The organism is Pseudoflavitalea sp. G-6-1-2, from assembly GCF_012927185.1.
Classification (GTDB): Bacteria; Bacteroidota; Bacteroidia; order Chitinophagales; family Chitinophagaceae; genus Pseudobacter.
The window spans coordinates 1,015,789-1,041,391 of record NZ_JABBGB010000003.1 but is presented as its reverse complement, the minus strand read 5'-3'; the positions used below and the strand labels follow the sequence as shown (position 1 = coordinate 1,041,391).

14 protein-coding genes are annotated in these 25,603 nt (G+C 47.7%); 4 read left to right on the top strand and 10 right to left on the bottom strand.

What is annotated here, in order from left to right; translation table 11 throughout:
• The first annotated feature begins 49 nt into the window (after window positions 1-49).
• Window positions 50-1,855, top strand: coding sequence for a patatin-like phospholipase family protein (locus HHL16_RS21570; protein WP_169427410.1), 1,806 nt, complete (start codon window positions 50-52; stop codon window positions 1,853-1,855).
• Here HHL16_RS21570 and HHL16_RS21565 read toward each other — a convergent pair.
• From HHL16_RS21565 to HHL16_RS21535, 7 genes are all read right to left on the bottom strand, one after another.
• Window positions 1,845-4,148, bottom strand: a complete 2,304-nt coding sequence (locus HHL16_RS21565; protein WP_169427409.1) for an aminotransferase class III-fold pyridoxal phosphate-dependent enzyme — start codon at window positions 4,146-4,148, stop codon at window positions 1,845-1,847. The genes HHL16_RS21570 and HHL16_RS21565 overlap by 11 nt on opposite strands.
• 3 nt (window positions 4,149-4,151) lie before the next feature.
• On the bottom strand, window positions 4,152-6,104 hold the full coding sequence (locus HHL16_RS21560) for a trehalase family glycosidase (protein ID WP_169427408.1): 1,953 nt from the start codon (window positions 6,102-6,104) through the stop codon (window positions 4,152-4,154).
• A gap of 6 nt (window positions 6,105-6,110) precedes the next feature.
• Complete coding sequence (locus HHL16_RS21555) at window positions 6,111-9,230, bottom strand: glycoside hydrolase family 2 TIM barrel-domain containing protein (RefSeq protein ID WP_169427407.1); 3,120 nt, start codon at window positions 9,228-9,230, stop codon at window positions 6,111-6,113.
• An 82-nt stretch (window positions 9,231-9,312) separates the two neighbouring features.
• Entirely contained in the window at window positions 9,313-10,848 is a 1,536-nt protein-coding gene (locus tag HHL16_RS21550; RefSeq protein ID WP_169427406.1) for a RagB/SusD family nutrient uptake outer membrane protein, read from the bottom strand.
• Window positions 10,849-10,872: 24 nt separating this feature from the next.
• The gene (locus HHL16_RS21545; protein ID WP_169427405.1) at window positions 10,873-13,881 is read right to left on the bottom strand and encodes a TonB-dependent receptor; all 3,009 of its coding nucleotides are present in this window, start codon (window positions 13,879-13,881) and stop codon (window positions 10,873-10,875) included.
• Between the two features lie 248 nt (window positions 13,882-14,129).
• Window positions 14,130-15,836, bottom strand: coding sequence for a tetratricopeptide repeat protein (locus HHL16_RS21540; RefSeq protein WP_169427404.1), 1,707 nt, complete (start codon window positions 15,834-15,836; stop codon window positions 14,130-14,132).
• 404 nt (window positions 15,837-16,240) lie between these two features.
• Window positions 16,241-16,516 carry a hypothetical protein gene (locus tag HHL16_RS21535; RefSeq protein ID WP_206022528.1) on the bottom strand — a complete coding sequence of 92 codons (276 nt, stop codon included), beginning with the start codon at window positions 16,514-16,516 and terminating at the stop codon, window positions 16,241-16,243.
• A 371-nt stretch (window positions 16,517-16,887) separates the two neighbouring features.
• Here HHL16_RS21535 and HHL16_RS21530 point away from each other — a divergent pair, with 371 nt between their 5' ends.
• The 3 genes from HHL16_RS21530 to HHL16_RS21520 all read left to right on the top strand — a co-directional run bounded on the left by HHL16_RS21530 (window position 16,888) and on the right by HHL16_RS21520 (window position 19,647).
• Window positions 16,888-17,376: an asparaginase domain-containing protein gene (locus tag HHL16_RS21530; protein ID WP_169427402.1), complete on the top strand. Its 489-nt coding sequence runs from the start codon at window positions 16,888-16,890 to the stop codon at window positions 17,374-17,376.
• Window positions 17,377-17,680: 304 nt separating this feature from the next.
• The gene (locus tag HHL16_RS21525) at window positions 17,681-19,240 is read left to right on the top strand and encodes an FMN-binding glutamate synthase family protein (protein ID WP_169427401.1); all 1,560 of its coding nucleotides are present in this window, start codon (window positions 17,681-17,683) and stop codon (window positions 19,238-19,240) included.
• A gap of 11 nt (window positions 19,241-19,251) precedes the next feature.
• Window positions 19,252-19,647, top strand: a complete 396-nt coding sequence (locus HHL16_RS21520; RefSeq protein WP_169427400.1) for a GreA/GreB family elongation factor — start codon at window positions 19,252-19,254, stop codon at window positions 19,645-19,647.
• Window positions 19,648-19,700: 53 nt separating this feature from the next.
• On the opposite strand, the gene HHL16_RS21515 is transcribed toward HHL16_RS21520, so the two are convergent.
• From HHL16_RS21515 to HHL16_RS21505, 3 genes are all read right to left on the bottom strand, one after another.
• The gene (locus HHL16_RS21515) at window positions 19,701-22,442 is read right to left on the bottom strand and encodes a CHAT domain-containing protein (protein WP_169427399.1); all 2,742 of its coding nucleotides are present in this window, start codon (window positions 22,440-22,442) and stop codon (window positions 19,701-19,703) included.
• 37 nt (window positions 22,443-22,479) lie between these two features.
• On the bottom strand, window positions 22,480-24,480 hold the full coding sequence (locus HHL16_RS21510; RefSeq protein ID WP_169427398.1) for a PKD domain-containing protein: 2,001 nt from the start codon (window positions 24,478-24,480) through the stop codon (window positions 22,480-22,482).
• A gap of 112 nt (window positions 24,481-24,592) precedes the next feature.
• Window positions 24,593-25,543 carry a hypothetical protein gene (locus tag HHL16_RS21505; RefSeq protein ID WP_169427397.1) on the bottom strand — a complete coding sequence of 317 codons (951 nt, stop codon included), beginning with the start codon at window positions 25,541-25,543 and terminating at the stop codon, window positions 24,593-24,595.
• Window positions 25,544-25,603: the final 60 nt, after the last annotated feature.

Sequence of the window (25,603 nt, the reverse complement as noted above, 5' to 3'; positions counted from 1 at the left end):
CTGCAAAAATTTTTACTACCTTTTCAGCTGAGCCACTTAAACCATTTCTATGAATCCAGTAACCAGCCAGCCGGAGTTGATCAAGGTAATTGATGACTGCACACCGATTGAACCACATGCTCCATTGCAGAATATCGCGCTTACCTTTTCCGGAGGTGGCTTCAGGGCCGCGAGTTTCTCACTCGGCGTTCTCAGTTATCTTTTCCGCATTCAGTTTCAGGATAAACCACTGCTCGAAAAAGTAAAATTCATCACTTCCACTTCAGGCGGTTCCATCACCAACGGATTTTATGTAAGCAGCCTCTATCTCAATCCACAACACAGTTTCCTGGAATTCTACCAGCAGCTGCGCAAAGAGATGGAAGGAGAAAAATTATTGCAGGAGGCATTCAGCACGCTGCGAAACAAAAAAGCATGGACGGAGAACGGATCCTTCAAAGATGCATCGGGGAATATCCATATCGTACATAAAAAACGCAATCTCATCAATGCATTTGCGAAATCCTACGATAAGATTTTGTTCAATCATGCTACTTTGGGTGCTATAGCAGATGCGCATCGTGGAGCTAATAAACCCCATCTCGAAAAAGTCTGCTTCAACACTACCGAGTTCAACAACGGCATCAATTTTTATTTTCAGATAAACACACATCAGCATTTCGTTTACAGAAACGGCAATGGGTACCTGAAGCTGAGCAAATCGGAAACAGCGAAGAAACTAAAGCTGAGTGATGTGGTGGCCGCTTCATCCTGCTTCCCCAGCGGGTTTGAACCGTTATTGTATCCCAATGATTTTGTGCACGAAAACAACCGGGATCTGAACGAATTATTTGAAGGGCTCGACTTCAGCCACAACAATCCACTCGATCTGGATGATGTAAACAAAAAGGCATTCGCCCTCATGGATGGCGGCATCTGCGATAACATGGGCTTACGTGCTGTTCAGCTCGAAGACAGCCGGCGGCTCAATGCCAATCCCACCAATGGTAAAGCGGCACGCAATCAACCATTCGACCTGATACTTTCCTGCGATGTGAGCAGTTATTTCAATAATCCGTACAAAGAAAAGAATGGTTCACACGGAGGCATACTGTCATTTCTCACCATTCAACGACTGATCAATGTATGCAAGTATGCCAACATCCTGCTGCTTGCCTGTATTGCATCGATAGTGTTGAAACTGGCTCCTGTTGCGGGTTACCTGCTGCTCATCCCATCACTGGCTTTATCGGCTGTTTACTGGTTCGGGTTTGTGAAACTCAAACGCGCTGCAAAAAAGAGCGGAGGCTCCGCCGCCGTAGCTTTCAAATACCTCGATTATTTTCTGCGGCTGCCACTTTCTAAACTCATGCCCATGGTAAAAGAAAGACTGAGCAGTTCACTCATGCTGGTAAGCGATCTCTTTCTGAAACAGATCCGCAGAGCACAATATGAAAACCTGCTGAGTAAACCCGTAATGAAAAATCGCGCACAGGTATGCCTGATCTATGAATTCAGTTCGGCACATGAGGCCAGAAGATTGAGAAATCTCGAAGACAGGGATAAAAAATGGTGGGATGAAATGAAAGAAACTTTGATGCCCTCTCCTGCCATGCAACAACTGGTGGACGAAGCACGCACCATGGGCACCACACTCTGGTTTGATGAATCATCGAAAGACAAACGCGATAAGGTGATTGCATCCGGACAATTAACCGCTTGCTACAACCTCATCAAACATATCATGCGGCTCGAAACGCTGCACCACAGATATAAACATGACGCAGACCTGCAAAAACTAAAACAGGAGCTGCTGCACGACTGGCATCGTTTTCAGCAAGACCCCTGTTTTATGATCAATAACCTTACTGCATAGCAGCGAGCACTTCATCGAGGTGCTTCACCATCTGAGACGCATTATCTTTTGTGAACACTAATGGCGGTTTAATTTTGAGCACATTGTGCAAAGGCCCGTCTGTGCTGAGCAGGAAGCCACGCTCTTTCATGCGCTGCACAATGAAATCAATTTCAGGTACAGCAGGTTCTTTGGTGGTCTGGTCTTTCACCAGTTCAGCACCCACAAAGAGACCATGCCCGCGCACGTCTGAAATGATGGGATATTTCGGCATCAGCTCTTTCAGCAACTGCAGCATGTAATCGCCGGTTTCTTTGGCGTGACGCTGCATTTCTTCCTGCTGAATCACATTCAGCACGGTTGCGCCGGTAACCATCGACACAGGGTTTCCACCGAATGTGTTGAAGTATTCCATGCCGTTGTTGAATGCATTGGCGATTTCTTCGGTAACCACAACAGCTGCCAGCGGATGGCCATTTCCGATAGGCTTTCCGAGCACTACGATATCCGGTTCCACATCCTGCAACTGGAATCCCCAGAATTTGTCGCCCACTCTTCCGAAACCAACCTGTACTTCATCTGCGATGCAGATGCCACCGGCAGCTTTCACGTGTGCGTACACATTTTTGAGGTAGTTGTCGGGCAGCGGAATTTGGCCACCTACACCGAGCAGGGTTTCGCAGATGAAAGCTGCAACACCTTTATTTTCTTTCTGCAATCCTTCGATGATGCGTTGAACATCGGCTGCATATTTTTCTCCCGCCTGCGCATCGCCATACTGATATTCACCGCGATACAGATCGGGAGAGATGGCTTTGTGCACCCAGGGTTTCTGTCCCGGTCCGCCCTTTCCATCGAATTTATATGGGCTCAGTTCTATGGCAACAGTGGATGTGCCGTGATAGGCGTGATCGAGCACAATCACATCCTGCTGTTTAGTGAAGTGGCGGCTCATGCGGATCGCGAGATCATTCGCTTCACTTCCTGAGTTGGTGAAGTAACACACTTTCAGTTTGCCAGGAAGCGTTGCGGTGAGTTGCGCTGCAAACTCTTCCAGCGCATCATGCAGATAACGCGTGTTGGTATTGAGTGTTGCAATTTGTTGCTGCATCGCGCGTACCACTACAGGATGGCAATGCCCTACATGGCTTACGTTGTTTACGCAGTCGATATAGGTATCGCCTTTATCATCATACAAATATTGCAGTGCACCACGAACTATTTTCAGCGGCTTATCGTAGCTGATGCTAAGATTGCGTCCGATGAGTTTTTTACGTTCGGTGAGCAGGTCTGTGTAATTATCTTCTTTGTTGATGAGGCTGCTGAATCCGCAGGCTTTGCGGAAGGCATCCTGCGCTTTTACAGGATTGAGCTCTATCAGGTAATGCAGCAGTTTCCATGCAGCAGCTTCTGTTATGAAGTGATGCTCGTTGGTGCTGCCCTGTGCGCTGTTCCAGGCCGATTGTGTTACACTGATGCAGAGTCTTGCTGCAATCAGGTAATACAGCAGATCAGTTTCCTGTTCTGTGAGCGCGTATTGCTGGTGATAACCTTTCACAGTGAGTGCAGCTGCCTTTAACGGATCTGCTGTATCGAACATAGCGTAGGTACACGCGATAGCGAGATTGTTGATCAGCGCGGTGTACACCATGTCGCCGAAATCGATGATGCCCGCAATCTTTCCATCACGCACCAATACGTTGTAGTCGTTGGCATCGTTGTGAATGTAGGCATGACGAAGTGAGGAGATCACCGGCTGCACCAGCGTATCGAACTGAAGCAAAAAGTATCCTGCAATTCTGCGCTGATGATGATCGCGGATATAATGCAGTTTTTTATTTGCATCAGCTGCTGCGCTGATATCCCATGTATACCTGCGATGCATGGCAGTATGAGAAAAACCAATCAGTGCCTTATCCATTGCTCCGAGTACGCTGCCGAGATCTTCGTACAAACCATCAGGGCGGCTTGTATTGTCTACCCAGAATGTTCCTTCGAGGAAGGTCAGCAGGCGGAGGAAATATTGTTTACCGTCGATCGCAACGGGGATCAGAGATTGTCCGTTCAGTGCAGGAACATGCTGCTGCACCTTGCTGCCCACGCTTGTTTCAGCGAGGTGACTGGTAATGCGAACCTGTGCATCGAGAAAAGATGCTCCATGTTCTTCGTTGCCGATCTTGAAAATATATTTTTTGCCTTCAGCAGATGTGAAGAGATAATTCCATTCGTCGTATCCGTTGAGGTCTTTCGCAACACCATCGATACCGAAATATTCTTTCACTAAGGATGATGCAGCTTCGGTAGAAAATTTCATGTGTTATTTAGTCTTTAATAACAGTAAAAGATGCGCTGAGGACCAGCTGAAATTCTTTGCATTCAGTCCTTTTCCTGTCAGCGGATGATAATTCTCACAGATGGGCGAATCGCCGAGCAGTCCCTGTGCATTCTTCAGCAGTTTCTGCACCAGTTCTTTCGCGAGCATGTTGTAACCGTATTGTTTCAGTCCGTCGATGCCGTAGTTGAACTGATCGAGCCAAACGGGTCCGCGCCAGTATCCTTTCATCGGATCGAATGCAGGATGATTGGCTGCCAGCGTTGGTAAAGGTACCAGCGTATTGAATGTGCTGCTGCTGGCCATCATATCTTTAACGGCGCCTGCCTGCTGTTGATTGCAGATGCCCGCCCAGAGCGGGATCCAGCCTTCCGGTCCGTTTACAGTAACATGCCCTGTTTTGCCGATGCGTTTGTCGTAGTAGTATCCTTTTTCGCTGTCGTAGAAAACTTCGTTGATGTACTTTTTGAGTTCGAATGCTTCTTTTCTCCATTGTACAGCCACATCAGCCATATTCAGTACATCGGCAATCTGCGCGAGGTAGATCTTTTCTTTGTAGAGGTATGCATTGAGATCGATGCTTTCCTGATCGAGGCTCCATGCGCCTGGACCATTCTTCAGCATTACGGCGCTGTCGAAGCGAACGGCATTGTCCATTCCGCTTTCCCATGCAGCTGCGATGCGTGTACCATCGGTTGATCCGAATTCACAAAGACCGTTTTTATCGTGATCGCGGTAGATGTACCACCAGCGATGATACTTCGCCAGCATCGGATACATTTCCTGCAAAAACTTCTTATCGGGTGAAGCCTTGTACACTTCCCAAACGCCCCAGGCGGAGAGTGCGGGTTTGGTGTCGCGGAGATTGTTCTCAGACTTATCGCTGTAGATGCAGTCGGGTACCATGCCTACCGAGTCGATGTAATCGAACATGCAGCGGATATTGTCGCGGGCAATGGATGGACTGATCAAACTCAGTCCCACAGCCTGTTTCCAGCTATCCCAGCTCCACACGCCGTAGAAGCCCTGATAGTTCACGGATGGGAACACTCCATCGTGGAGCAGGTCTTTGTTGGCACTGCGCCAGTTGGTGAGCAGGGTTACCATCGCTTTTACTGCCAGTCTTTTTTCATCCTTGCTCAGCGCTTTGGTGAAAGAGAAATAGCGTTTCAGGTATCCGTCCCAGCGTTGCTGATTTTGCGTCAGCGCTTTGCTGAAATCTGGTTTCGCAACGGAAGGTGTATGTTTTACCGAAGGATAAAATGCTTCGGTATGATCCCAGGTTACAGTAGCGCCCTTTGCAATGGCGAACGATTTGCCGGTTGCTGAATAGCTGCTGTCAGCAATCTGAATATTCCATTCATTCTTTGCTGGAAGACGCAGATCAAAGCGTTGCATCAGTTTGGTGTATCCCACCTGCACTGTGTTGCCATCGGCTTTGAGCGCAATGCCTCTGTTGTAGGCCCAGCCTGTGTATGCAGGCTGCAGGGTTCTTGCCGCACCATTGTTGGTGATGCTGGTTCTGATCATCGACTCTCTGTTGGAGATGAAGATCAGCTGCATGCGGATGGTGAGGCCATCCACAGTGAGCTTTTGTTCCAGCAATCCCGGATAGTAATGCTGCGAGATGGTGGCAGCGCTGAGGTCGATTGCTTTTCCGTTTTCAGAAAGTTGAAGACGGGTGAAATTATTGCCGAGCCATTTGCCGTCCATGTCCATCACAAGCGGACCAATGAAACTGCCGTAATCAGCATTTTTTTCGGGCAGTGCATAGGCATGCCATGCGCCCATATCGCTGAATACGGAAGGCTCTATAAATCTTGGTTTAGTTACGGAAGTACGCAGATCGAGCACATCGGGATAATTCATCCGTTGGCTCTGCGCCGTTGCAGTGACCGTTGATATCAGAAACGAAAAGAAAACAGCTGTTTTACGCATCATCATCTATTTGGCTTTTTCTGTGAGCTGATCTGTTGAGTTAACAGGCCGGAGTGTGAAGGTATAGCTGTAATCGTTATAAGGCAACATATACTTTGCGTGGGTTCTCGATCCCCAGCTGTTGTCGCCACCAACACCCATTTGTTTGAAGTCGATATTCCACCAGATCAGCGGATCATTGGCCATAGAACCACCGTGGTTATTCTCTTTGGCGTTGCGGTCGAATTCGAGTTTGCTCATATCGAAATGCAGAACGCCTGTACTGATACTTGATGCGGCTACGGCCATCAGTCCGGTTCCCTGTGCGTTGCGGAGACTCATCCAGCGAACATCGGTTCTGTAACCGCTTTCCTGTGCGCGTGGATAAGGATAGAACAGCGAATCTGCAGGCATGCTGTAAACGTCTACTGCAGCAGCGGTCTTTCTGTCTTCATAGTTATCGAAAGGTCCGCGGCCCAGCCAGCTTACATTGCTGAATGCTTCATTCAGCAATACACGCATGCCGAAACGTGGCATTTCGGGGAGGTTGTTATTGCCTGCTTTCATGGCAACATTCACTTTCACATCGCCATCGGGATACACTTCGTATACTACTTTGTAGAATGCATTGAGTGTACGGAGATAATGAACAGTGCTTACTTCCGTGAGGTAACCGAGTTCTTTGATGTTGAAAGAATCCAGTCTTGCCAAACGAAGCGGATCCTGCCATACTGCACAACGGATCTGCATGCTGTTGCCGATATCGGTATCGGTTGGAGCACGCCAGAAATGCGGCTGCAGGCTGCCTTTCAGCATGTCGAGGCCTTTGAAATTATATTGAGTGAGCCATCCTGATTTCTGATCGAAGCTCACAGCAAAATCTTTGGAAGAGATCTTCAGTTGTCCGTTCTCTGTATTCTTTGACAGTTGAGCCTGTTGTGGAATGCCCACTTTGGCTACTTCCACTGTTCCGGGCAATGCAAATTGTTCCCATGCAGCAACATGACCTGCAGGCAGCATTTCGGTTGCCTTTTTGGTTTTTGCTTCTACAGTGAGGAAATATTCAGTGCCGGGTGTGCGGGTGAATGCAGGGATCTTCAGTGTTACATCACCTGATTCCTGTGGAGCAATGCTGCCGATGGTAGCATCACCTGAAGCGACAGTTTTGCCATCACCACGGATATACCAATGGATAGAATATTCTTCGAGATTGGTAAAATCTGTTCTGTTGGTGAGGCGGATTACGTTGGTAGAAAAATCAGCTGTGCTGAATGCGACAGGCTGATAAATTTTCTTCAGTTCAAACGCCTGCGGATGCGGATTTCTCGCGGCATCGAACAAACCATCTGCACAGAAGCTGGTATCGCTTGTTGCGCCTACATTGCCCATATCACGGCCATAAGCCCAGAAGCTGCGGCCATTGGCGTCTTTTCTCTCGAAAGTCTGATCGGAAAAATCCCAGATGAATCCACCCTGCAATTGTTTATTGGCATAGATGAGATCCCAGTATTCTTTGAGGTTGCCACCACCATTGCCCATCATGTGCGCATACTCGCAGAGGATGTAGGGGCGGCTTCTCCACTCCTTCACATATTCCAGCAAAGTACTTACCGGACGATACATCGGAGCAATGATATCTGTATATGGATTATCACGTGCCTCATCGTATTGAACAGGACGCGTTTTATCGTTCTCTTTCAGGAATTGATAAGTAGCAATAAAGTTAGATCCGAAGCGGCTTTCGTTGCCAAGGCTCCAGGTAACGATGCTGCAGAAATTCTTATCGCGCTCGAACATGCGGCGGGTTCTGTCCATGTACGCATTCTTCCACTCAGGACGGTCGCTGAGTGTTTTCCATTCGTGGAAGTCCATGCCATCACATTCGATGTTTGCTTCATCAACGAGGTAGATGCCGTACTGATCGCAGAGCTGGTACCATTCTTCGCGGTTGGGATAATGGCTGTTGCGCGCTGCATTGATGTTGTAGGCTTTCATCACTTTGATGTCGCGGATCATGCTTTCTTTGCTCACTACTTTGGCAGTGTGCATGTCGTGTTCGTGACGGTTAACGCCTTTGATCTTAACGGGAACACCATTCACGAGGAACAGGCCATGTTTCACTTCTGCAGTGCGGAAACCGATATGGTGCATGATGCTTTCCGTTACTGCTCCTTTGTGATCGAGGGTATTGATCACAAGGGTATAAAGTTCAGGGGTCTCAGCAGACCATTTTCTTACTGCCGGAATGCTGGTGGTGAATTGATAATTTCTGCCGGTGTCTGTAGCTTTTTTCTGCTCCCAGATCAGCTTTCCATTATTGTCGAGGATCTTCACCTGAAGCGCGAGCTGGTTCTGAGTTTGGGGATTGCGGTTGAGTGTAAGGGTACAATCAAAAACGCCATTGGTATAACTATTGTCGAGCGTGGCTTTGGCAAAGAAATCGTAGATGCTCAGTTTGGGGCGGGCGATCAGTTCAACAGAACGCTCTATGCCACTGAGTTTCCACATATCCTGTCCTTCGAGATACGTGCCATCGCTGAAACGGAAAACCTGCACAGAAACGGTGTTGCTGCCAGATTTGAGGTAAGGGGTAATATCGAATTCTGCAGGAGTTTTGCTGTCTTTGCTGAAACCAACATAGTGATCGTTGATCCAGCAATAGAAGAATGAGTTCACGGCACCGAAACGAAGCATCACATCTTTTCCTTTCCAGTTGGCAGGAATGGTGAAGCTGCGTTTGTAAGAACCAACAGGGTTGAAATCTTCTGGTACGAAAGGAGGATTTACTTTGATGGGATACTCCACATCGGTGAAGATGTAAGTGTCTTTACCTACGGTCTGCCAGTTGGCAGGAACGGGCATATTGCTCCATTTGCTTACATCGAAATTCTTTTTGTAAAAATCCTTCGGCCTTTGATCGGGAGTAGTAACCACATTGAATTTCCAGGTACCATCGAGAGAGAGTACGTTGGAAGAATGCTGTTGATTCAAAGCCGCTGTTTCGCTGGTGTGCGGAATGAACCATGCATGTGGTGCAGTGGTATGCAGGGAAGGTTGTTGGGGATTTTCCCAGTCATTGCTTGTCTTTTGTGCAATAGCCATCCATGGCATCGCTGCCAGCAGAAGAGATAGAACCTGTTTTTGCATGATAGTTAATCAGTTTTCACTTGTAATGCGGGAAAAAAAGCGCGCAGTCAAACGGGATGACCACGCGCTTACTGTATGCTGCCTAGTAACCGAAGTTCTGATCCACTAAGGGATTAGCGGCGCGTTCCGCAGAGGGAATAGCGTACCGGATATGTTTTTTGTCGTCGAAATTATTCGCAAAAGGTTTGTTGTGCAATTGCAGGGTTGCTTTGATGGATTCTTTGGCAGTGTTGCCTCTTCCCCATCTTACGAGATCGAACCAGCGGATACCCCATTCCATGCTGAGTTCTACAGGGCGTTCGTGGTGACGGATATGCGTGCGCAGGGTAGTTTTATTGAAATCAGCTGCCACCAGTTCTTTGGCATGGCTGCGTCTGCGTACTTCATTGATCAGGTCCACAGCTTCACCAGTTTTACCGTTCTCGTTCTTAGCTTCAGCCAGCATCAGCAGCACATCTGCATAACGGATGATGGTGATGTTAACGCCGGTATAACTTCCACCTTTATCGGTTGGATACGTATACTTGGTGAAGTATGCTTTCTCGCGGAGATCGGCTTTCACATCTGCATAGCTGGTGAGGGTCTGAGGAGAACCCAGATCGAGCATTTTTGAATTCGGATCATCGAAGAAAATGCTGTTGTAAATACGGTCGCTGTAGGTACCGTTTGTTTTCAGGTCTTTTCTCATTTCACTTTCGAGCCATGGAGATACGCTGATCTCATCCCATCCACCGAGTGGATAAGGAGTGAGCTCGAAGTTGAGGGGATGACGCTCATCGGCAACAGAACGGTCGCCGGAGAACTGAATTTCGAAGATGGATTCTGGTCCGTTCTCTGCTTTACCGTTGAAGTTGTCAACGAAGTTGGTAAGCAGGGAGTACTTGCCATAAACCTCTCCCAGCTTGGCTTCTGCTTCAGGCCATTTTTCCTGATAGAGATACACTTTACCGAGCATTGCTTTAGCTGCATTCCTGGTTGCACGGCCCTGCATGCCTGCATCAACGTAATTATCCGGAAGAGTAGCTTCTGCTTCCTTGAGGTCTGCTTCGATCAGCGCCCATACTTCGGCAGGTGGCGCTGCTTTGCGTTTCAACTTCGTAATATCCTTTTCATATTTGGTTACGAGTGGTACATTCTCGAAACCATTCACGAGCATGAAATAATTGTATGCGCGAAGAAATTTGGCTTCGGCAACCAGTTCTTTTCTTTCTGCTTCAGACATTGCTGTGATGCCAGGTACATTATCAATTACCTGATTGGCACGGCCAATGCCAGCATAGAAAGTTGACCATACGCCGGCTGTAGCATAATCATCTGCACCGTTCACAAATGCAGCCAGTTCTTTTCCGTATGGTTCATTTTTATTGTTGTCTACTTCATCGGATTTATAGGTGAGGCCTACGAAAAGCTGCTCATAAAAAGCCCACTTGTCGCCGGTGTTTCCCTGCAAAGCACCGTAAGTGGCAGTAATACCCCAGATAGCCTGTTGACGATTGGTCCAGAAAGTGCTTTCAGAGAGATTTCCTTTGTCTGCAACATCGAGGAATTTATCAGAACATCCACCGAGTGTGATGGCGCTGAATCCCAATCCCAGCAATGCCATTTTATATTTGTTCATACTAGTTTTTTTAATGGTTACCAATTAGAATCCAATGTTTACACCAGCTACAAATGAGCGGCTGAGCGGATAGTATCCTCTGTCTACTCCACGGCTGAAAACACCTGTTGAAGTGAGATCAGGGTCGAACCCATCATAATTGGTAATGGTGAGCAGATTGTAAGCACCAACATATACACGAACACGGTTCAGGTATGCTTTGCGTACGAGATCGTTTGGCAGTGTATACCCGAGTTGAATGTTGCGCAGACGGATGAATGATGCATCTTCGAGGAAGTAATCAGATACGCGCTGGTTCTGATTTTCATCATTATTGCTCAGTCTGTAGATATTTGATTTGGCGTTCTGTGGTGTCCATGCATTTTCCAGATCAGTTGAACGGTACTGACGGTACATGAACATTTTGGCACCATTGTACATTTTCAGTCCTCCTTTTCCGTTCAGGAAAATGGTGAAGTCGAAGTTTTTGTATGAAGCATTGATGTTGAGACCAAACTCGAATTTAGGAAGCGGTGATCCTACAATCACTTTGTCGTCATCTGTAAGCTGGCCGTCATTGTTTGTATCGAGGAATTTCAGATCGCCGGGTTTAGCGTTTGGCTGAATCAGCTGACCATCTTTGTTTTTGTATGCATCGATCTCTGCCTGATTCTGGAAGATGCCTCCATTTTTGAACATGTAAAAAGCTCCGAGTGTCTGACCTGCTGTGGTGAGTGTGGTATATCTGTTTTCGAAATCAACAGCACCATCGATGATTCTTCCATCATCAGAACCCAGTTTCAGTACTTTGTTCTTTGTATGAGTAAGGTTACCTGTTACATCGAAGTTGAAACCTGAAGGGTACGACTGACGATAAGTGAGCGACATCTCCCAACCCTGATTCTCCATAGAACCGATATTGGTAGTTGGGTTGATGGTTACACCGGAAGAAGGTGGAACCGGTGTAACAGCCAGCATGTTTCTTGTACGGGTCTGGAAGTAATCGAAGCTACCGCTGAATTTGTTGTTCAGCACACTGAAGTTGATACCGTAGTTGGCAGTACCGGATGTTTCCCATCTGATAGCCTGGTTGGCCAGTTCAGCTGAAATGGCACCGATGAATACCTGCTGGCTTGTTTTGCCACCGAAAGGATAGTTGAGGAACGGACTTGAACCTTGCAGGAAGATCTGATTCAGGAATCTGAAGTCTCCGATCTCCTGATTGCCCAATTCGCCATAGCTACCTCTGATCTTCAGTTCATCAACCCAGGGAACATTGAAGAATTTCTCCTTGTTCAGTGCCCATCCACCAGATATACCCCAGAAATTACCATAACGGTAGTCAGGAGCAAATCTTGAAGATCCATCACGGCGATAGTTGGCCTGCAGGAAGTATTTCTCGTCGTAGTTGTAAGACAGACGACCAAAATAAGACTGCATGGTATTGGTGGAGTTATAACCACCTACGCGAACGAAGTCGGTTGGGTATTCGATAATAAGGCCTCTCAACGATTCGATCAATGGAGAGCTGAGTTTGTTGCCACTGGCAATAGTTCCTGCTCTGGTCCATTTATCGCGTGAGAAACCATACATGGCTTTGAAGTTATGATCACCAAAGCTTCTTTCATAGTTCAGCAAATGAACCATCACAGTATAATCAACTCTGGCTCTTGTTTCTGCTCTGCTATTGTTTTCATTGAAGGCCTGTGCTCCGAAGTCGTATGCTTTCGTTTGAGTAAAGTCGAAAGTGTTTGAAATGGTTTTACCTACACTGAAGTTGTATGAAAGACCTTTGTAGAGTTGCAGATCCGCCGTAAGATTGAACTGGAAGTAATCATCGGAAGTTCTGCTGTCTGTCAGCATGCGCTCACCCACAGGGTTACCGTCGCCGAGTTCAACAGGGGGCTTTGCAAAGCCATCGGGTGTTGTTGGATCGTACACAGCTTTGTGAGGTTTCATCTCATACAGGCGCATGATGTCGGAATAGCCTGCGTTGCCATCACCATTCACATCACCGAAATTCTTATTGTTGAATCTGGTATAAGACATGATTGGCGTGATCTTCAGGCGGTTCTTCAGCAATTTGATCTCACTGTTCAGCCTGATATTGTCTCTTTTGGAACCGGAGTTGATAATTGTTCCGTTATTTTCCCAGTGACCATAAGAGAGACGGTAATTCAATTTTTCATTGCCACCCGATACATCGATATCATATTTCTGCTCGGTAGCTTTTTTGAAGTAAGCATCTTTCCAGTTGGTGTTGGCGTATTTGTTATCGTCCAGCGCATATGCAGGAGCATTGTCGCCATCATTGCTGTAGGCGGTTTTCACCACACGGTTCATACTCACTTTATCCAGCAATTTGATCTTGTCTTCGAGTTTATGGTTGCCTACAAAATAATTGAAATTCACTTTAGGCTCACCGCTCTTTCCTTTTTTGGTAGTAACGAGAATTACACCAGACGCTGATCTTGCACCGTAAATGGTACCTGCAGATGCGTCTTTGAGGATGCTGACACTTTCAACGTCGTTCGGATTGAGTTCATATGAATAGTCCTGAGGAATACCATCTACCACAAACAATGGTTTTCCACCGTTGATGCTGCTGAAACCTCTCACCTGGATGCTGGGAGATCCGGCAGGGTTTCCTGAACCGGTTGAAACCGATACACCGGCTGCCTGACCTTGCAGCATATTCGCTATGTTGGCGGTAGGCTGCTTTTCGAGGTTTTTGGTATTTACAGTGGAAATGGCAGAAGTAATGGCACTTCTTTTCTGGGTTCCGTAACCGATCACCACTACTTCGTTGAGATCATTGGCACTCGCCTCGAGGCTGATGCTGAGCTCTTTTTCAGAGGTGACTTTAATTTCTCTGGTTGCGAACCCTACCGCAGAAATTACAAGGGTAGAATTTTCAGGTACGGAGAGAGAGAATTTTCCGTCCTGATCCGATTTGGTTCCCGCATTGCTTCCTTTCACTGAAATGGAAGCCGCCTCAACGGGGTTACCTTTTTTGTCCGTAACCACACCTTTGATGGTCCAGTCGGTGGGCATAGCGAAAGTCAATTGCCAACCTAACAGGAGTAAACACAAAGGGGTCAATTTCTGTAGCAATCGTTTTAGCATTTGCATGTTGCTGATTTTGTTTTTAATTGTTCCTGGAGAGTTCTTGGGTTAATTTATTTGGTGCATGGAAATTACCCCTGTCTCATCCAAAACAAATGAAATCAGCACCTACAATGGCCTTCCACACACCTCTATTTAACCTCTACACACTCAAACTACCATTGATTATCAAATTGTTAAAACTGTTTTAGGAAATCATTAAGGTTATCGCCATGTTCCAGATTGAACTGCTTTCTGAGGCGATAACGAGCCATTTCGGCTGATTTTACGGAGATATTATTCAAGGATGCAATGTCTTTTATGGAGAGATTCAACCGTATCTGCGCACAGAGCCTCCGTTCGTTTTCGGTGAGTTCGGGGTATTTCTGCAGCAGATTGAAGAAGAAATCTTTGTGAATCTCGTCTACCGACAGGTTGAAATCCTGCGCTTCTTTATTGATGTCGAGGTCGTGCTGGAATTTCTGGATCATCTTATTGAACCGATCCTTCTTCCCCTCTCCTTCCAGTTTCAAAGCACCGAGATCTTCGATGAACGATCTTACCAGTTCATTTCTCTGGGAAATGAACAGGGCATAATTCTTCAGTTCGGCATCTTTATACTTCAGCTTATCCTGAAGGGCGGCTTTTTCGAGCAGCGTATTGTCGAGATCCTTGCGGATCAGCGCCTGCTTTATCTCTTCGAGCTCCTTTTCCTTGCGCTGCTTTTGTTTCATTTTGCTGTAGAAAAGCAGGCCGATGATGAGTATCAGCACTATGCAAAGCGCCAGCACATTCCGTTGAAATACGCGCAATTGTTTCTCTGCGGCCAGTTCCCTGATCTCGGTTTCTTTCTCCTGCGTCTCCTTCTTGGTTTTCAGGGCCGCTACGGCGTCGGACTTGCTGCGGGTGATGATATGATTTCTGATTTCCGTGTACTCCTGCAGATCTGCATAGGCTTTTTTATAGTCGCCCAGTGCCTGATAGAGCTGGGAGGATGTACTGAGGTTATCCAGCAGTTTTTCTTTCTTGGTATTGGAGCTTGCTCCCTCGATGAGGGCGCGGGATTGCTTCAGCAATGCTTCGCACTGTGCGTACTGCTTCATCATCAGATAGCTGTAAGCCATCTGGTTGAGGGTCTCGGCCTGGCTGAGTGGTCCGTTCAGTACGGTTTCCAGCTCGAGGGCTTTTTTGAAGAACTCCACGGCTTCGGTATGCCGTCCCCTGGCGTTCTCGCATATACCTATATTATTGTATGCAGCGCTTGAAACGCCGGGCAGGTTTTCGTCGAGGGCCAGCTGAAGGCTCTGGTCGAAATATTTGCGGGCGGAATCGTAATCGTTTTTTGTCTGGTACACCAGTCCGATCGCGTTGAGCGAAACGGCTTCCTTCGCTTTATTGCCTTCTTTTTTATTGAGGGCATAGGCGTCTTTATGGTACTGGAGGGCGAAGTTGAGGTTTTCGGTATCGTAAAATATCCAGCCGAGATTGGTGTAGGATGAGGCAAGGTCTGCTTCGTTATTGAGAGCGCGGCTCAGGTCCAGCGCACTGAGACCGTATTCGAGGGCCTGTTCGTAACTGTCGTTGTACAGGTATCCTTCAGAGAGGTTGAGCAGTGAGTTGATCTGCGATTGTTTGTCTCCGGTTTTCAGCGCCAGCAGGTAAGCTTCGTTGGCGAGCACCAGCGCTTCGTTGGTGGAATCGCGGTTGAGCCAGGTGGCCAGCTGATTGAGTCTTCTGATCTTCTGAGAATCCGGCAAAGTACTGTTCAGCAGCTTGCGCAGGCTATCCGTTCTGGATTGCGGGAAGGCAACAGCGGCCGATAAAAGCAGTCCAAAGAATAACACAGCCACGCGGCAAAAAGCGTGTACCGATCTCTCTGAACGGAGATCACATATGACAATCAAACTTTTCAAAATTTCTGTGGAAGGGGTGTATGCAACAATAGTTTATGGATGCCTACCGCTTGCAATATAAAGGGAAATTCCGAGACTGAGCAAGTTCAGCCCCATTCAATGAGTATGAACAAGTGATTGCATTGGTTATAGGCCTGTGTTTCCAATGGGGAGCCGACAGTTAGCCGACTATGAGCCGGAAAGAGCCGATAGTTATTCGGGTATGAGCCGGAAAAAGCCGGGTAAAAACTGAGCTAAGGCTTGAAAGAAAAATAAAAAAGGAGACTGACCAATCTCTGGTGCAGTCTCCTGCTTTTTTACAGGCTACTAATCGTTTGAGTGATGGAAAAGTCGGAAGCTGCTGCAGGAACAGGTTAATGGTTAAAATTGATGCACAATGTTTTAATGCTTCCGCATCAATCGCTCTTTCTGGCCTTTTGTTGCAAATATTGTTGATAAGCGAGTTCGAAGATCATGCGTTCGTCGAGATCGAAGAACTTGCCGAGTAGAAACAGGTCTTTCAATGTGAACCTGTCAATGCGGTTCATGAGCATAGTGAACCGGATATTCTGTTTACCCAGGTCCGCTGCCACAACACTTTTAGGGATGATTCTGAACATTTCATTGAATACGGTTATCTCTCCCTTTTCAACCATTAATTTTACTGCTTTATACCTTGGATCTCTTTCCATAGTCAGTTGCGAAATGTAAATAAAGCCATTAGAATGATGCGAAAATGAGTTTGGTTTGCTTAATACTTTATTTCGGTACCGATATAACCTTTGAATGGTTCAATGCATACTTTTTAAGCTGAAAACGGCTTCGCAACTGGCATTTCATCCTCGCAAAAGGCACAAAATTCCGGCGCTGATCGCTTTCAATTTCTCAGCCCCCTTTGCTGAATATTGTTCGGTTGCAGCCCCCGATGTTTGCAGTTTATCCAACAAACGGGCAATTTGATTATACAACGGCCTAACTCAATGGCAATCAGCCGGGAGAGCTTCAAAAACCGCTGGCATATTCCCTTGCAGAATGCTAAATTTGCGCACCATAACACCTTCAAATGTCTATCAGAATCTTTATCACAGGCGGAACTTTCGACAAAGAGTACAACGAACTGAACGGAGAACTTTTCTTCAAGGAAACCCATCTTCCGGAGATGTTGCTGCGCGCCCGCAGTACAATTGATACCACTGTTCGAACGCTGATGATGATCGACAGCCTGCTGATGACAGACGAAGACCGCGAACTGATAGCCCATCAGGTACGCAATTCTCCTGAGGAAAGGATCGTGATCACCCATGGTACCGATACCATGACGGTTACTGCCAAAGTGCTGGCCGAAAAAGTAAAAGACAAAACCATCGTAATCACCGGAGCCATGATCCCCTACAAATTCGGCAGCTCCGACGGATTCTTCAACCTCGGCGGCGCACTCGCATTTGCTCAAACGCTTCCACATGGCGTGTACATCTGCATGAACGGAAGATATTTCGACTGGGACAATGTTCGCAAGAACAAACGCACCGGCATCTTCGAAGAGATCAACTAAGTTAAAATCTCATTAGGAAACTCCCCTGCCCTTGCCCACCATGCGGTAAGGGCTATATTTGTACAACGTGAACAATTCATTCACCATATCATGCAGGCATTCTGTTGCGGCGCACACCATTGCGCTTGCATACAACAATTGCGTGCATGCAAGTGTAATGAGCCCTCGTTTCGCACAGAAGCTGTACTACTTCTCCAGCTTTAAAGACTTTAATACTTAAGCCCCGGCTATATCCGCCATTGATCGGCAGACCCGGGGGGACTTTCACCTCTTATTTATTCTCTACAGTTAAAATGGTATTGCTATGCAGCGAAATCAATCCAGGATTTCGGCGAGCGGCAGTATTATTGCGTTACTGGCAATTTTGAATGTGATCATGCTTCGTGAGGCCTACCTCGGAGGATCATGGTTACCTGTATTGCTGCTGGCGCTGCCTTTATTGTTGCTTGCCATTTACAACCGTATTCAGAAGAAGCACGCTGTGCTTCGCAATTACCCGGTACTCGGGTATTTCAGGTATCTGTCCGAAAAAGTAAGGCCCGAACTGAGGCAGTATTTTTTCGAATCGGATCTCGATGGGCGACCATTCAACCGCCGTCAGCGTTCGATTGTGTATCAGCGTGCGAAAAATGAAAAACAGACTGTAGCCTTTGGCATGCAGGCAGACCCCATGCAACCGGGGTTCGAATGGCTGGCCCATTCACTCTATCCTGCACACGTAGCCGAAAAAGACCTTCGTGTATGGATCGGCAATGCGCAGTGTGCACAGCCTTATCATGCCAGCATCCTCAACATCGGCGCCATGAGTTATGGTGCACTGAGCAGAACCGCCGTAGAAAGCCTCAACAAAGGCGCCGCTATCGGAGGCTTTGCACATAATACCGGTGAGGGTGGCATCAGCAGTTATCATCTGATGGGAGGCGATCTCATCTGGCAGATCGGTACCGGTTATTTCGGATGCCGCGATGCAGATGGACATTTCTCCGACGAACATTTCCGCAACAATGCCCTTCGCCCAGAAGTGAAAATGATTGAGCTGAAACTCTCTCAGGGCGCCAAGCCCGGCCATGGCGGCATTCTTCCCGCCTCGAAGAACACGCCTGAAATTGCAGCTATCAGAAATGTAGAGCCAGGCACAACCGTTGCCTCCCCTCCTGCTCACAGTGCATTCAGCAATGCACAGGAACTGTTATGGTTTCTCTCGAAACTCCGGAATCTTTCCGGTGGAAAACCCGTAGGCTTCAAACTCTGCATCGGGAACAAACACGAGTTCAGGTCTGTCTGTCAGGCTATGATCACTACCGGCATTTTACCGGACTTCATCACCATCGATGGAGCCGAAGGAGGAACAGGCGCTGCGCCGCTGGAGTTCACCGATCACCTCGGTATGCCTCTGCACGATGCACTGGCTTTTGCATCGCGCACACTCCGCGAGTTCGATCTGCAGGATGCTGTGCGCATCATCGCCGCAGGCCGTCTCATTACGGGTTTCGATATTCTCAAAACACTGGCGCTGGGTGCACACGCCTGCTACAGTGCAAGAGGCATGATGTTCTCTCTGGGATGCGTGCAGGCTTTGCAATGCGACAGCGGCAAATGCCCTGCAGGCGTGGCAACACAGGATCCGCGACTGTACAAGGGCATCGATATCACCGATAAAAAACATCGTGTGGCCAATTTCCATACCGGTACCATCAAAGCAGTGGTAGAACTGATGGAAGCCTGCGGATTCAAACGACTCAGCGATGTAACGGCCACTAAGTTCTTCCGCAAAACGGATGCGCTCAACACGCAAAGTTTTGCAGAGATCTATCAGCTGCATCAGACTGCAGTAAGCAATACCAGACAATCATTACTAAACTAAATCATACAGCAATGACCAATGAATTAATTCTGTTGAAAGAAGACGTGCAATTGCTGACCTCCTATATCAAAGGCGGCAACTATCTTAATCTTTTCGATCAGAAAAATGCAGAGAAATTAAAAGAAGAATTAACCAAAGGCACCGTATTGAGCAAGGAAGAATTTCCACTTGATGTAATCAGACTAAACTCAACTGTTACCATACAGGATCACCGAACGGGCAAACTCATCAACCTCATGCTGGTATTGCCTGAGAAGGCTGCCATCAACGATGGCAAAGTGTCTGTACTCGCCCCAATCGGCACTGCACTTATTGGTTACCGTAAAGGGCAGACAGTGAACTGGAAAATGCCGGCCGGCGAAAAAATGTATAAGGTGATGGAAGTAGTGAACGAGGCTTTTGCATGATGCGTATATGTTCATTGTTCAGGACCGGTGTTGCGTAGCAATGCCGGTCTTTTTTATTGGTATCCTTTTTTGAAGAACCAGAGGAAAAATCCAATCATGATCATGATGCTGATCATGGCAAGTATCCAGGCAAAAGCAGGTGTTTTGATAGGCATGTAGATCGATTGAAGATGCCCGCTGTACGTGTATCCTGCCCAATAATAAGGCAGTTGCAGCAATTGATTCTTGCGATGCCTGTAGAGATAATCGTCTTTTGCGCTGTGCAGTGCCAGGGCGGCATTTTGTCCACCCGCTACCTGCTGATAGAACTGTTCCATAATTTCAGCAGAGGCTTTATCGTTCACATTCCACATGCCGGCAACAACGCCACCAGCGCCGGCTACAGTGAAGGCGCGGCTGAGGCTGTTTACACCCTCTCCTTCCATCAGTTCGCCATCGCCGGTTCTGCACGCACCCAGCCAAACGAGGGCCGGAGCGAAATGTTTGTATTGCAGATCGAAGAGGTAGTAAGGCTGATCGAATAACTGAAGATACGGATCGTTTCCCGCTTGCGCAGCCACTGCATGTGTGCCGATATGCAGCACGGAAGCGCTGTCTGCATTCAGCTGAAAGGCTTGCCAGCTGGCCTTTTCATTGAGATAGTATTTTCCGGGGAATTGTGCTTCGAGCCATTGCTGTTCTTTCTCCACCTCCAGTTCCGGTAATTGATTGTTGCTGCTCTTTGCCACAAACCATGCAGCAAAATTCCCCTGTGCATAGTTTGCTTTCTGTTGTTCGTACCAGGTTTGCAGGCTCCATGCCTGACTGAGCAGACATTTTTTGAAGAACATATTCCAGTTACCGGCATTGCTGCTTTCGGTGGGTTCTGTGAGCAGTGCATCGAACGGAAGCTGGCCGAAACTGCCATCGGGCAACAAGATGCATTGCTGTCCGGGTGCCCATTTCAGCTGACCGAGTATGGTATTGTAGAGATGATAACTTTCAGCTGCATAAACAACCGGAGCATTGATCATGGGCTGCGCTCCGCTGCCATACCACTTTTTAACGAATGACCTGATGGAGCCCGCCAGCTGATCTGCGCCCTGCAAACGAATCAGATCCGTAACACCCTGTGCATTGAACCGGATAACGTAGCTGTTGTTTCTTCCTTCAAAAAAACTGAGCATGCTCGTACCTGCAGGAATGGCGGTGAGCATCTGCAGCAAATCAGCGGATGTTAAACCGGAGGAAGCAGTGACAGAGGAATCGTTATTGCGTTTATTCAGTAGTGTTAGTTCGTATTCTGTTTCTTCAGCCAGTGCGCTGAGCTTTTCCTTTTCTTTTCCGCGCGCTTCGATTATTTCGTGCTGATAGTAGATGATGGCTTCCTGCAATCTGCGTTTTTTGTTTTGCAGTACATCCGAAGAAGCATTGGATCTGAACTGCCAGCGCAGCGATCTTTCTTCCTGCAAAACCTGGGCTTTGCTCAGTTCGGTAACCAGCAGCAATTTATTCTTGTAGAGTGCAGAAACAGAAGATCTGGAATGCAGCGACCATGCGAGATCCATCGCCGCTTCTGCGCGCGATCTGAGCAATTGCATATCGCGTACACGCGAGCTGGTATAGGCGAATGCTTCGCGGAGCTTACGCGCGGCGCGAAACATGGAGAAATAGTGTTCGAGTGCGATATCATCGTACTGCATGGAAGCCAGCGCAGCTGCTTTTCCGGCCAGTGCATCGGTGATGGTATTTTCGGGATAAAGCAGTTCGTCGGGAGGAAGCTGCTGTGCATTGGCAGGTTTCCATCCGGGCAATAACAACAACATCGCCTGCTGGTAATGATCCATGGCCCGTGGCGCCTGCTGATGCTGCTGATAAATATCTCCCAGCAAAACATGCAGCTTTGCTTTCTCCCGCTGATGCGTAACCGGAAAGTACTGCTGCAGTAGTTGCATTGCCTCCTTTGCATTGCTGATGCTGGCTGCATACTCCTGACGATGCAGCAATAATCTGGCATTGATCTGCAACGCAGCAGCATACCAGTACAATGCCTGTGGATCGGTGTTGAAGCGGGTTTTGAATGTGCGCAGTTGCTGCAATGCAAGCTGACTGAAATGAAATGCACTGTCCGGTTTATTCTGTTCCTGCAAAATATCGGCGTAATTGTTCAGCAGCAATCCGTAGAGAGCGGCATTCTTATCGCAATCTTTCAATCCGAGTTTGCAGTAAGAGGCTGCGAGTGGCAGGTTTCCTTTCCATCGGGAACAGGTGGCGAGATTGGCGTAGAGTCCTGCCCTGCTCAATCGTACAGAATCTTTCAGTTGAAGCTGCAATGTTTTCTGGTGGATGTAGAATGCGGCATCGTAATCGGCCAGGCGGGTGTAATTGTTGCCGAGCGGCTTCAGCACATATTCAACATATTCGTCGGTATCGGCGATTGGATAGGCATCGTAGAACTCCATGGCTTTTTCATAGGCATGGATACTGGCAAGCATGTTGCCTGTCTGCAATTGATTGTAGCCTTGCAGTATCAGCAGATTGAACCATGCTGCGCGTTCGGGAAGGGTTTGGTATCCGCGCCATGCCTCCTGCTGTGTCCTCATGAGAAAAGCAGTTCGTTCAGCAGGTGATTTCTCTGCATAATCGATGCGGGCGTAAAGCCAGGCAGTGAGATCATTCTTATTTTTGAAATCATTCAGCTGCTGCTGCAATGCGGCAGGCAGCGCAGTGGAGTCGGCCACTGCATTGGCTTTGCCATGCAGCAGCAAAAAGAGAAATGTAATTAGTAGTTGGGCAGCGCACAGGCGGCGGGTCATCAGCCAGTGTTTGCCTAAAGATAGTCGTTTGAAGCCATTAAATTCTCCAGGTAGCAAAAAAGTATATCCGTTGCTGAGCTGGATTGATATAATGCAGCAAACGCACGCCCAGTGCTGGTCCTACGCGAACCATTCCGAGCTGTATATCCGCAAACACTGCGCCCCTCCATTTTGAGAAGGCTTCGGTTTTGGCATTCTGCACACCTTTCAGCATGGCGGATACACCATTTGCGCTGATCACATTGGCTTCGATATACTGCGATGTTTTGCGGCTGATCTCTCCGGCTACGAGCAATCCTGCACCTGTACCGATCCAGGATTTGAGATTGTATCGCACCTGAATGGGTACCGCTTCGATGCCGAGTACCTCTACCCTGTGGTATTGATCGCGGTACTCTACTTTTTGTCCGCGCCCATCGATCACCGTATCACCTCCCATTCTTCTTCCGAGATAGGTTTCCTGTTTGCGCGATGGTTGCAGATAGAGCTCCCATTGCAGATAAGGTTTGTACGGCGAATATTCGGAAAGTGTAAATCCGATTGTATAGTTCTGCTTCGGTATTTCGGTGAGGTTGGCACCCAGCGCCGTATTGTATCCAACCATAATTCCCGGAGACAATCCTTTGCGGAAGCGGCCCACAGAGCGGTTTGTATAGATCGGTTCATTCTTATCAAACACAATGGCAGCGCTGCTGGTGAAGGGCAGCTTCTTCATACCCTTGTTGAAATTGAGCACGTATTTTATGTAGCCCATGGTAGAATCCGGGTCGGTTACTCCTTCCTGCTGTGTGCCGGGCAGGTAAATATTTTTGAAGATGAACTGAATGCTGTCTTTGAAAACAAGCGTGTCGATGCAGCTCTGATTGGGATAGGCAGTGCTGCACCAGACGCAGGCAGGCTTCATGTCCACCACTTTCAACGTGGCTGAATTGAGCATGCCGGGAAGGCTCACTGTAATGGCAATCCGTTTGGCGGGTCCCTTGCCGGTATTCTGGAAACGGACTTTGTAGGTATTGTCTTTATTCTTTGTAGTGAAACGATAGTTGAGGCGGCGGTTGCGCAGCTGAAGCTTGTTGGGATCGTGCGAGGCCACAATCTGCATTTCGAGGTTGAAACGTTCTGGTTCCATGCTGGGATCATCCGGAATAAACAATCCGGCAATGGTGACCATCGCATTGGTGTCTTTGATCATTCCCGGCAATGTATTGATGGAAATGAACATGAATTTTTCTTCGCCCGGTTTTACATTATCGATGCGCCAGATCTTTTGTGTGCGGAAGCTTTCCGTTTCCTGCTTCAGCCATTGCAGCAGTTCTTTTTTTCCGGCAAGCGGATCATATTCGGTGCCGCTTACGCTGAAAAGTCCCGTCCTGTCTGGTTCTCCGGCCATGTAGGTAGAAGCATCGGCAGGCGCCATTGCAATCAGTGAATCATATCCGATGGTTTTCTCCTGATGATAAGTTCTTGCATCGGCAAAATCGAAAGCGTTTTGTGAGAACTGTTTTTCGTTGTAGAGCAGCATCACGGAACCGCTTACGTTCGACACGGGAGCGCCGGGTCTGTTCCGGTAACCGAGCAGCAGCACCATGTCTTCACCCGGTTTGGGTTGCTGATTGGAGCGGATCTCCAGCGAGCCGGTTCCGGAAAAGAAAGATGGCTGATTGTTCATGGCCAGCATGGTTCGCTTCTTCTTTTCTTCTACGCGAACGCGGCGGAGACGGGTGGGCGGCTTCTTGCCATCATCATAGTTGTTGGTGGCAAAGAGCCGGATATCGTAATCGCCGGTATCCCTGTAATGATGTACGGGTGATCTGTCGAAGCTGTAAGTGCCATCGCCGAACTCCCAGAAATAGGTGTAGAAGGCAGCCGGAGCCCCTGCGATCTGCCTTAGCGGCCGCAGAACGGCGTTCAGTTTAACCTGATTACTGTCTATTCCCGGTTCAATTTCGGGGGGGATCGTGTCGCTCACCTGCGCATTCAGTCCTTTCACTATACAGAGCAATACGATCAGTGCTGTTAAGGGTTTGTATGAGATCATATAGTGATGTTTGTAAATGTAATGAATCTGTACGATTGTTTACTACAAAGTATCCCGGACCTGCAAAGCAGATCCGGGCTATGAAGGACTGAAGCGTGATTTCAGAGTTTTCTTAGTGCACGGTTGCCAGGAAGGCATCTACCTCAGATTGATTAGCGCGGTGCATATTTGCGTTGATGTGCATGTTGGCGCTGATGGTAATCAATTGAGTTCCGAACTGCAGGTATCCTTCATTGTCTTTTCCGATGATCACGAGATCTGCCTGAAGGCCTATGGGAAGGCTGTAAGGATAACTTTCAAACTTGTTGATGCCTGAGTTGAAAGGAAGCGTGATAACAGTTTGAATATTTTTGAACACCAGCATCACCTGAAGATCTCCTACCTGATTATTATCAACGAATACAGGAGAAACAGTGATGGTTGTTTTGGGATTAGGATCACTGTAGAAGCGATCGCAGTTCACCCATGTGAAAGAAGGCAGATTGAAAGAGTAGCTGTTTGGCCCGTTGCCGAAAGGCGCATAAGGTGCAGGGATCCATGTGTTCTGGAATTGCGGAGGTTGCTGGCCCCCATTGTCGCCTGGTTGCTTTTCTCTTCTCCCAAGTACGAACAGACCCATGTCTTTATTGTTCATCACTTTAGGTACTTCAACTTTGATCGCCGCATCGGGAGCCACTTTCAGCTCTTGCCCGTCTTTAAGTGCTTTAACCAGCAACTCTCCGCCTGATTCCAGAATTTGCCCATTAGACTCCGTCATAACACCTGAGAAAATGACGTCTTTTTTGCTCAGCACTTCTTTGAGGGTTACCGTTACAGTTCCGGTAACCGGATTTCCGTTGCCATCGACCATTGAATTGGCAGGGAAAACTATTTTGGTTCCTTTCTCACCGATGATGGTGAAACCCGTGCCGGCATTACCGGTGAAGGATTGGGAAGGAATTGCATTCTTGGCGAGAACCTCATCTGCCTTCACAAATACAGGTTTGTCGTTATTCTTTTTACAAGCTACAGTGCTCATGATGGCCGCCATTACTATCGCGGCAGATTTGAAGGTACTTTTCATAAAAAAAGATTTGATTCACAGGTATATCACCGGGGCAGTTCTTTTGTTACCCCCTGTTTG

Excerpts from the sequence above, each read along its gene's own strand:
- HHL16_RS21505 (WP_169427397.1), bottom strand. The coding sequence starts at position 25,543 with ATGAAAAGTACCTTCAAATCTGCCGCGATAGTAATGGCGGCCATCATG.
- HHL16_RS21560 (WP_169427408.1), bottom strand. The coding sequence starts at position 6,104 with ATGCGTAAAACAGCTGTTTTCTTTTCGTTTCTGATATCAACGGTCACT.
- HHL16_RS21550 (WP_169427406.1), bottom strand. The coding sequence starts at position 10,848 with ATGAACAAATATAAAATGGCATTGCTGGGATTGGGATTCAGCGCCATC.
- HHL16_RS21515 (WP_169427399.1), bottom strand. The coding sequence starts at position 22,442 with ATGACCCGCCGCCTGTGCGCTGCCCAACTACTAATTACATTTCTCTTT.
- HHL16_RS21565 (WP_169427409.1), bottom strand. The coding sequence starts at position 4,148 with ATGAAATTTTCTACCGAAGCTGCATCATCCTTAGTGAAAGAATATTTC.
- HHL16_RS21530 (WP_169427402.1), top strand. The coding sequence starts at position 16,888 with ATGTCTATCAGAATCTTTATCACAGGCGGAACTTTCGACAAAGAGTAC.
- HHL16_RS21520 (WP_169427400.1), top strand. The coding sequence starts at position 19,252 with ATGACCAATGAATTAATTCTGTTGAAAGAAGACGTGCAATTGCTGACC.
- HHL16_RS21570 (WP_169427410.1), top strand. The coding sequence starts at position 50 with ATGAATCCAGTAACCAGCCAGCCGGAGTTGATCAAGGTAATTGATGAC.
- HHL16_RS21525 (WP_169427401.1), top strand. The coding sequence starts at position 17,681 with ATGCAGCGAAATCAATCCAGGATTTCGGCGAGCGGCAGTATTATTGCG.
- HHL16_RS21545 (WP_169427405.1), bottom strand. The coding sequence starts at position 13,881 with ATGCCCACCGACTGGACCATCAAAGGTGTGGTTACGGACAAAAAAGGT.
- HHL16_RS21510 (WP_169427398.1), bottom strand. The coding sequence starts at position 24,480 with ATGATCTCATACAAACCCTTAACAGCACTGATCGTATTGCTCTGTATA.
- HHL16_RS21555 (WP_169427407.1), bottom strand. The coding sequence starts at position 9,230 with ATGCAAAAACAGGTTCTATCTCTTCTGCTGGCAGCGATGCCATGGATG.
- HHL16_RS21535 (WP_206022528.1), bottom strand. The coding sequence starts at position 16,516 with ATGGAAAGAGATCCAAGGTATAAAGCAGTAAAATTAATGGTTGAAAAG.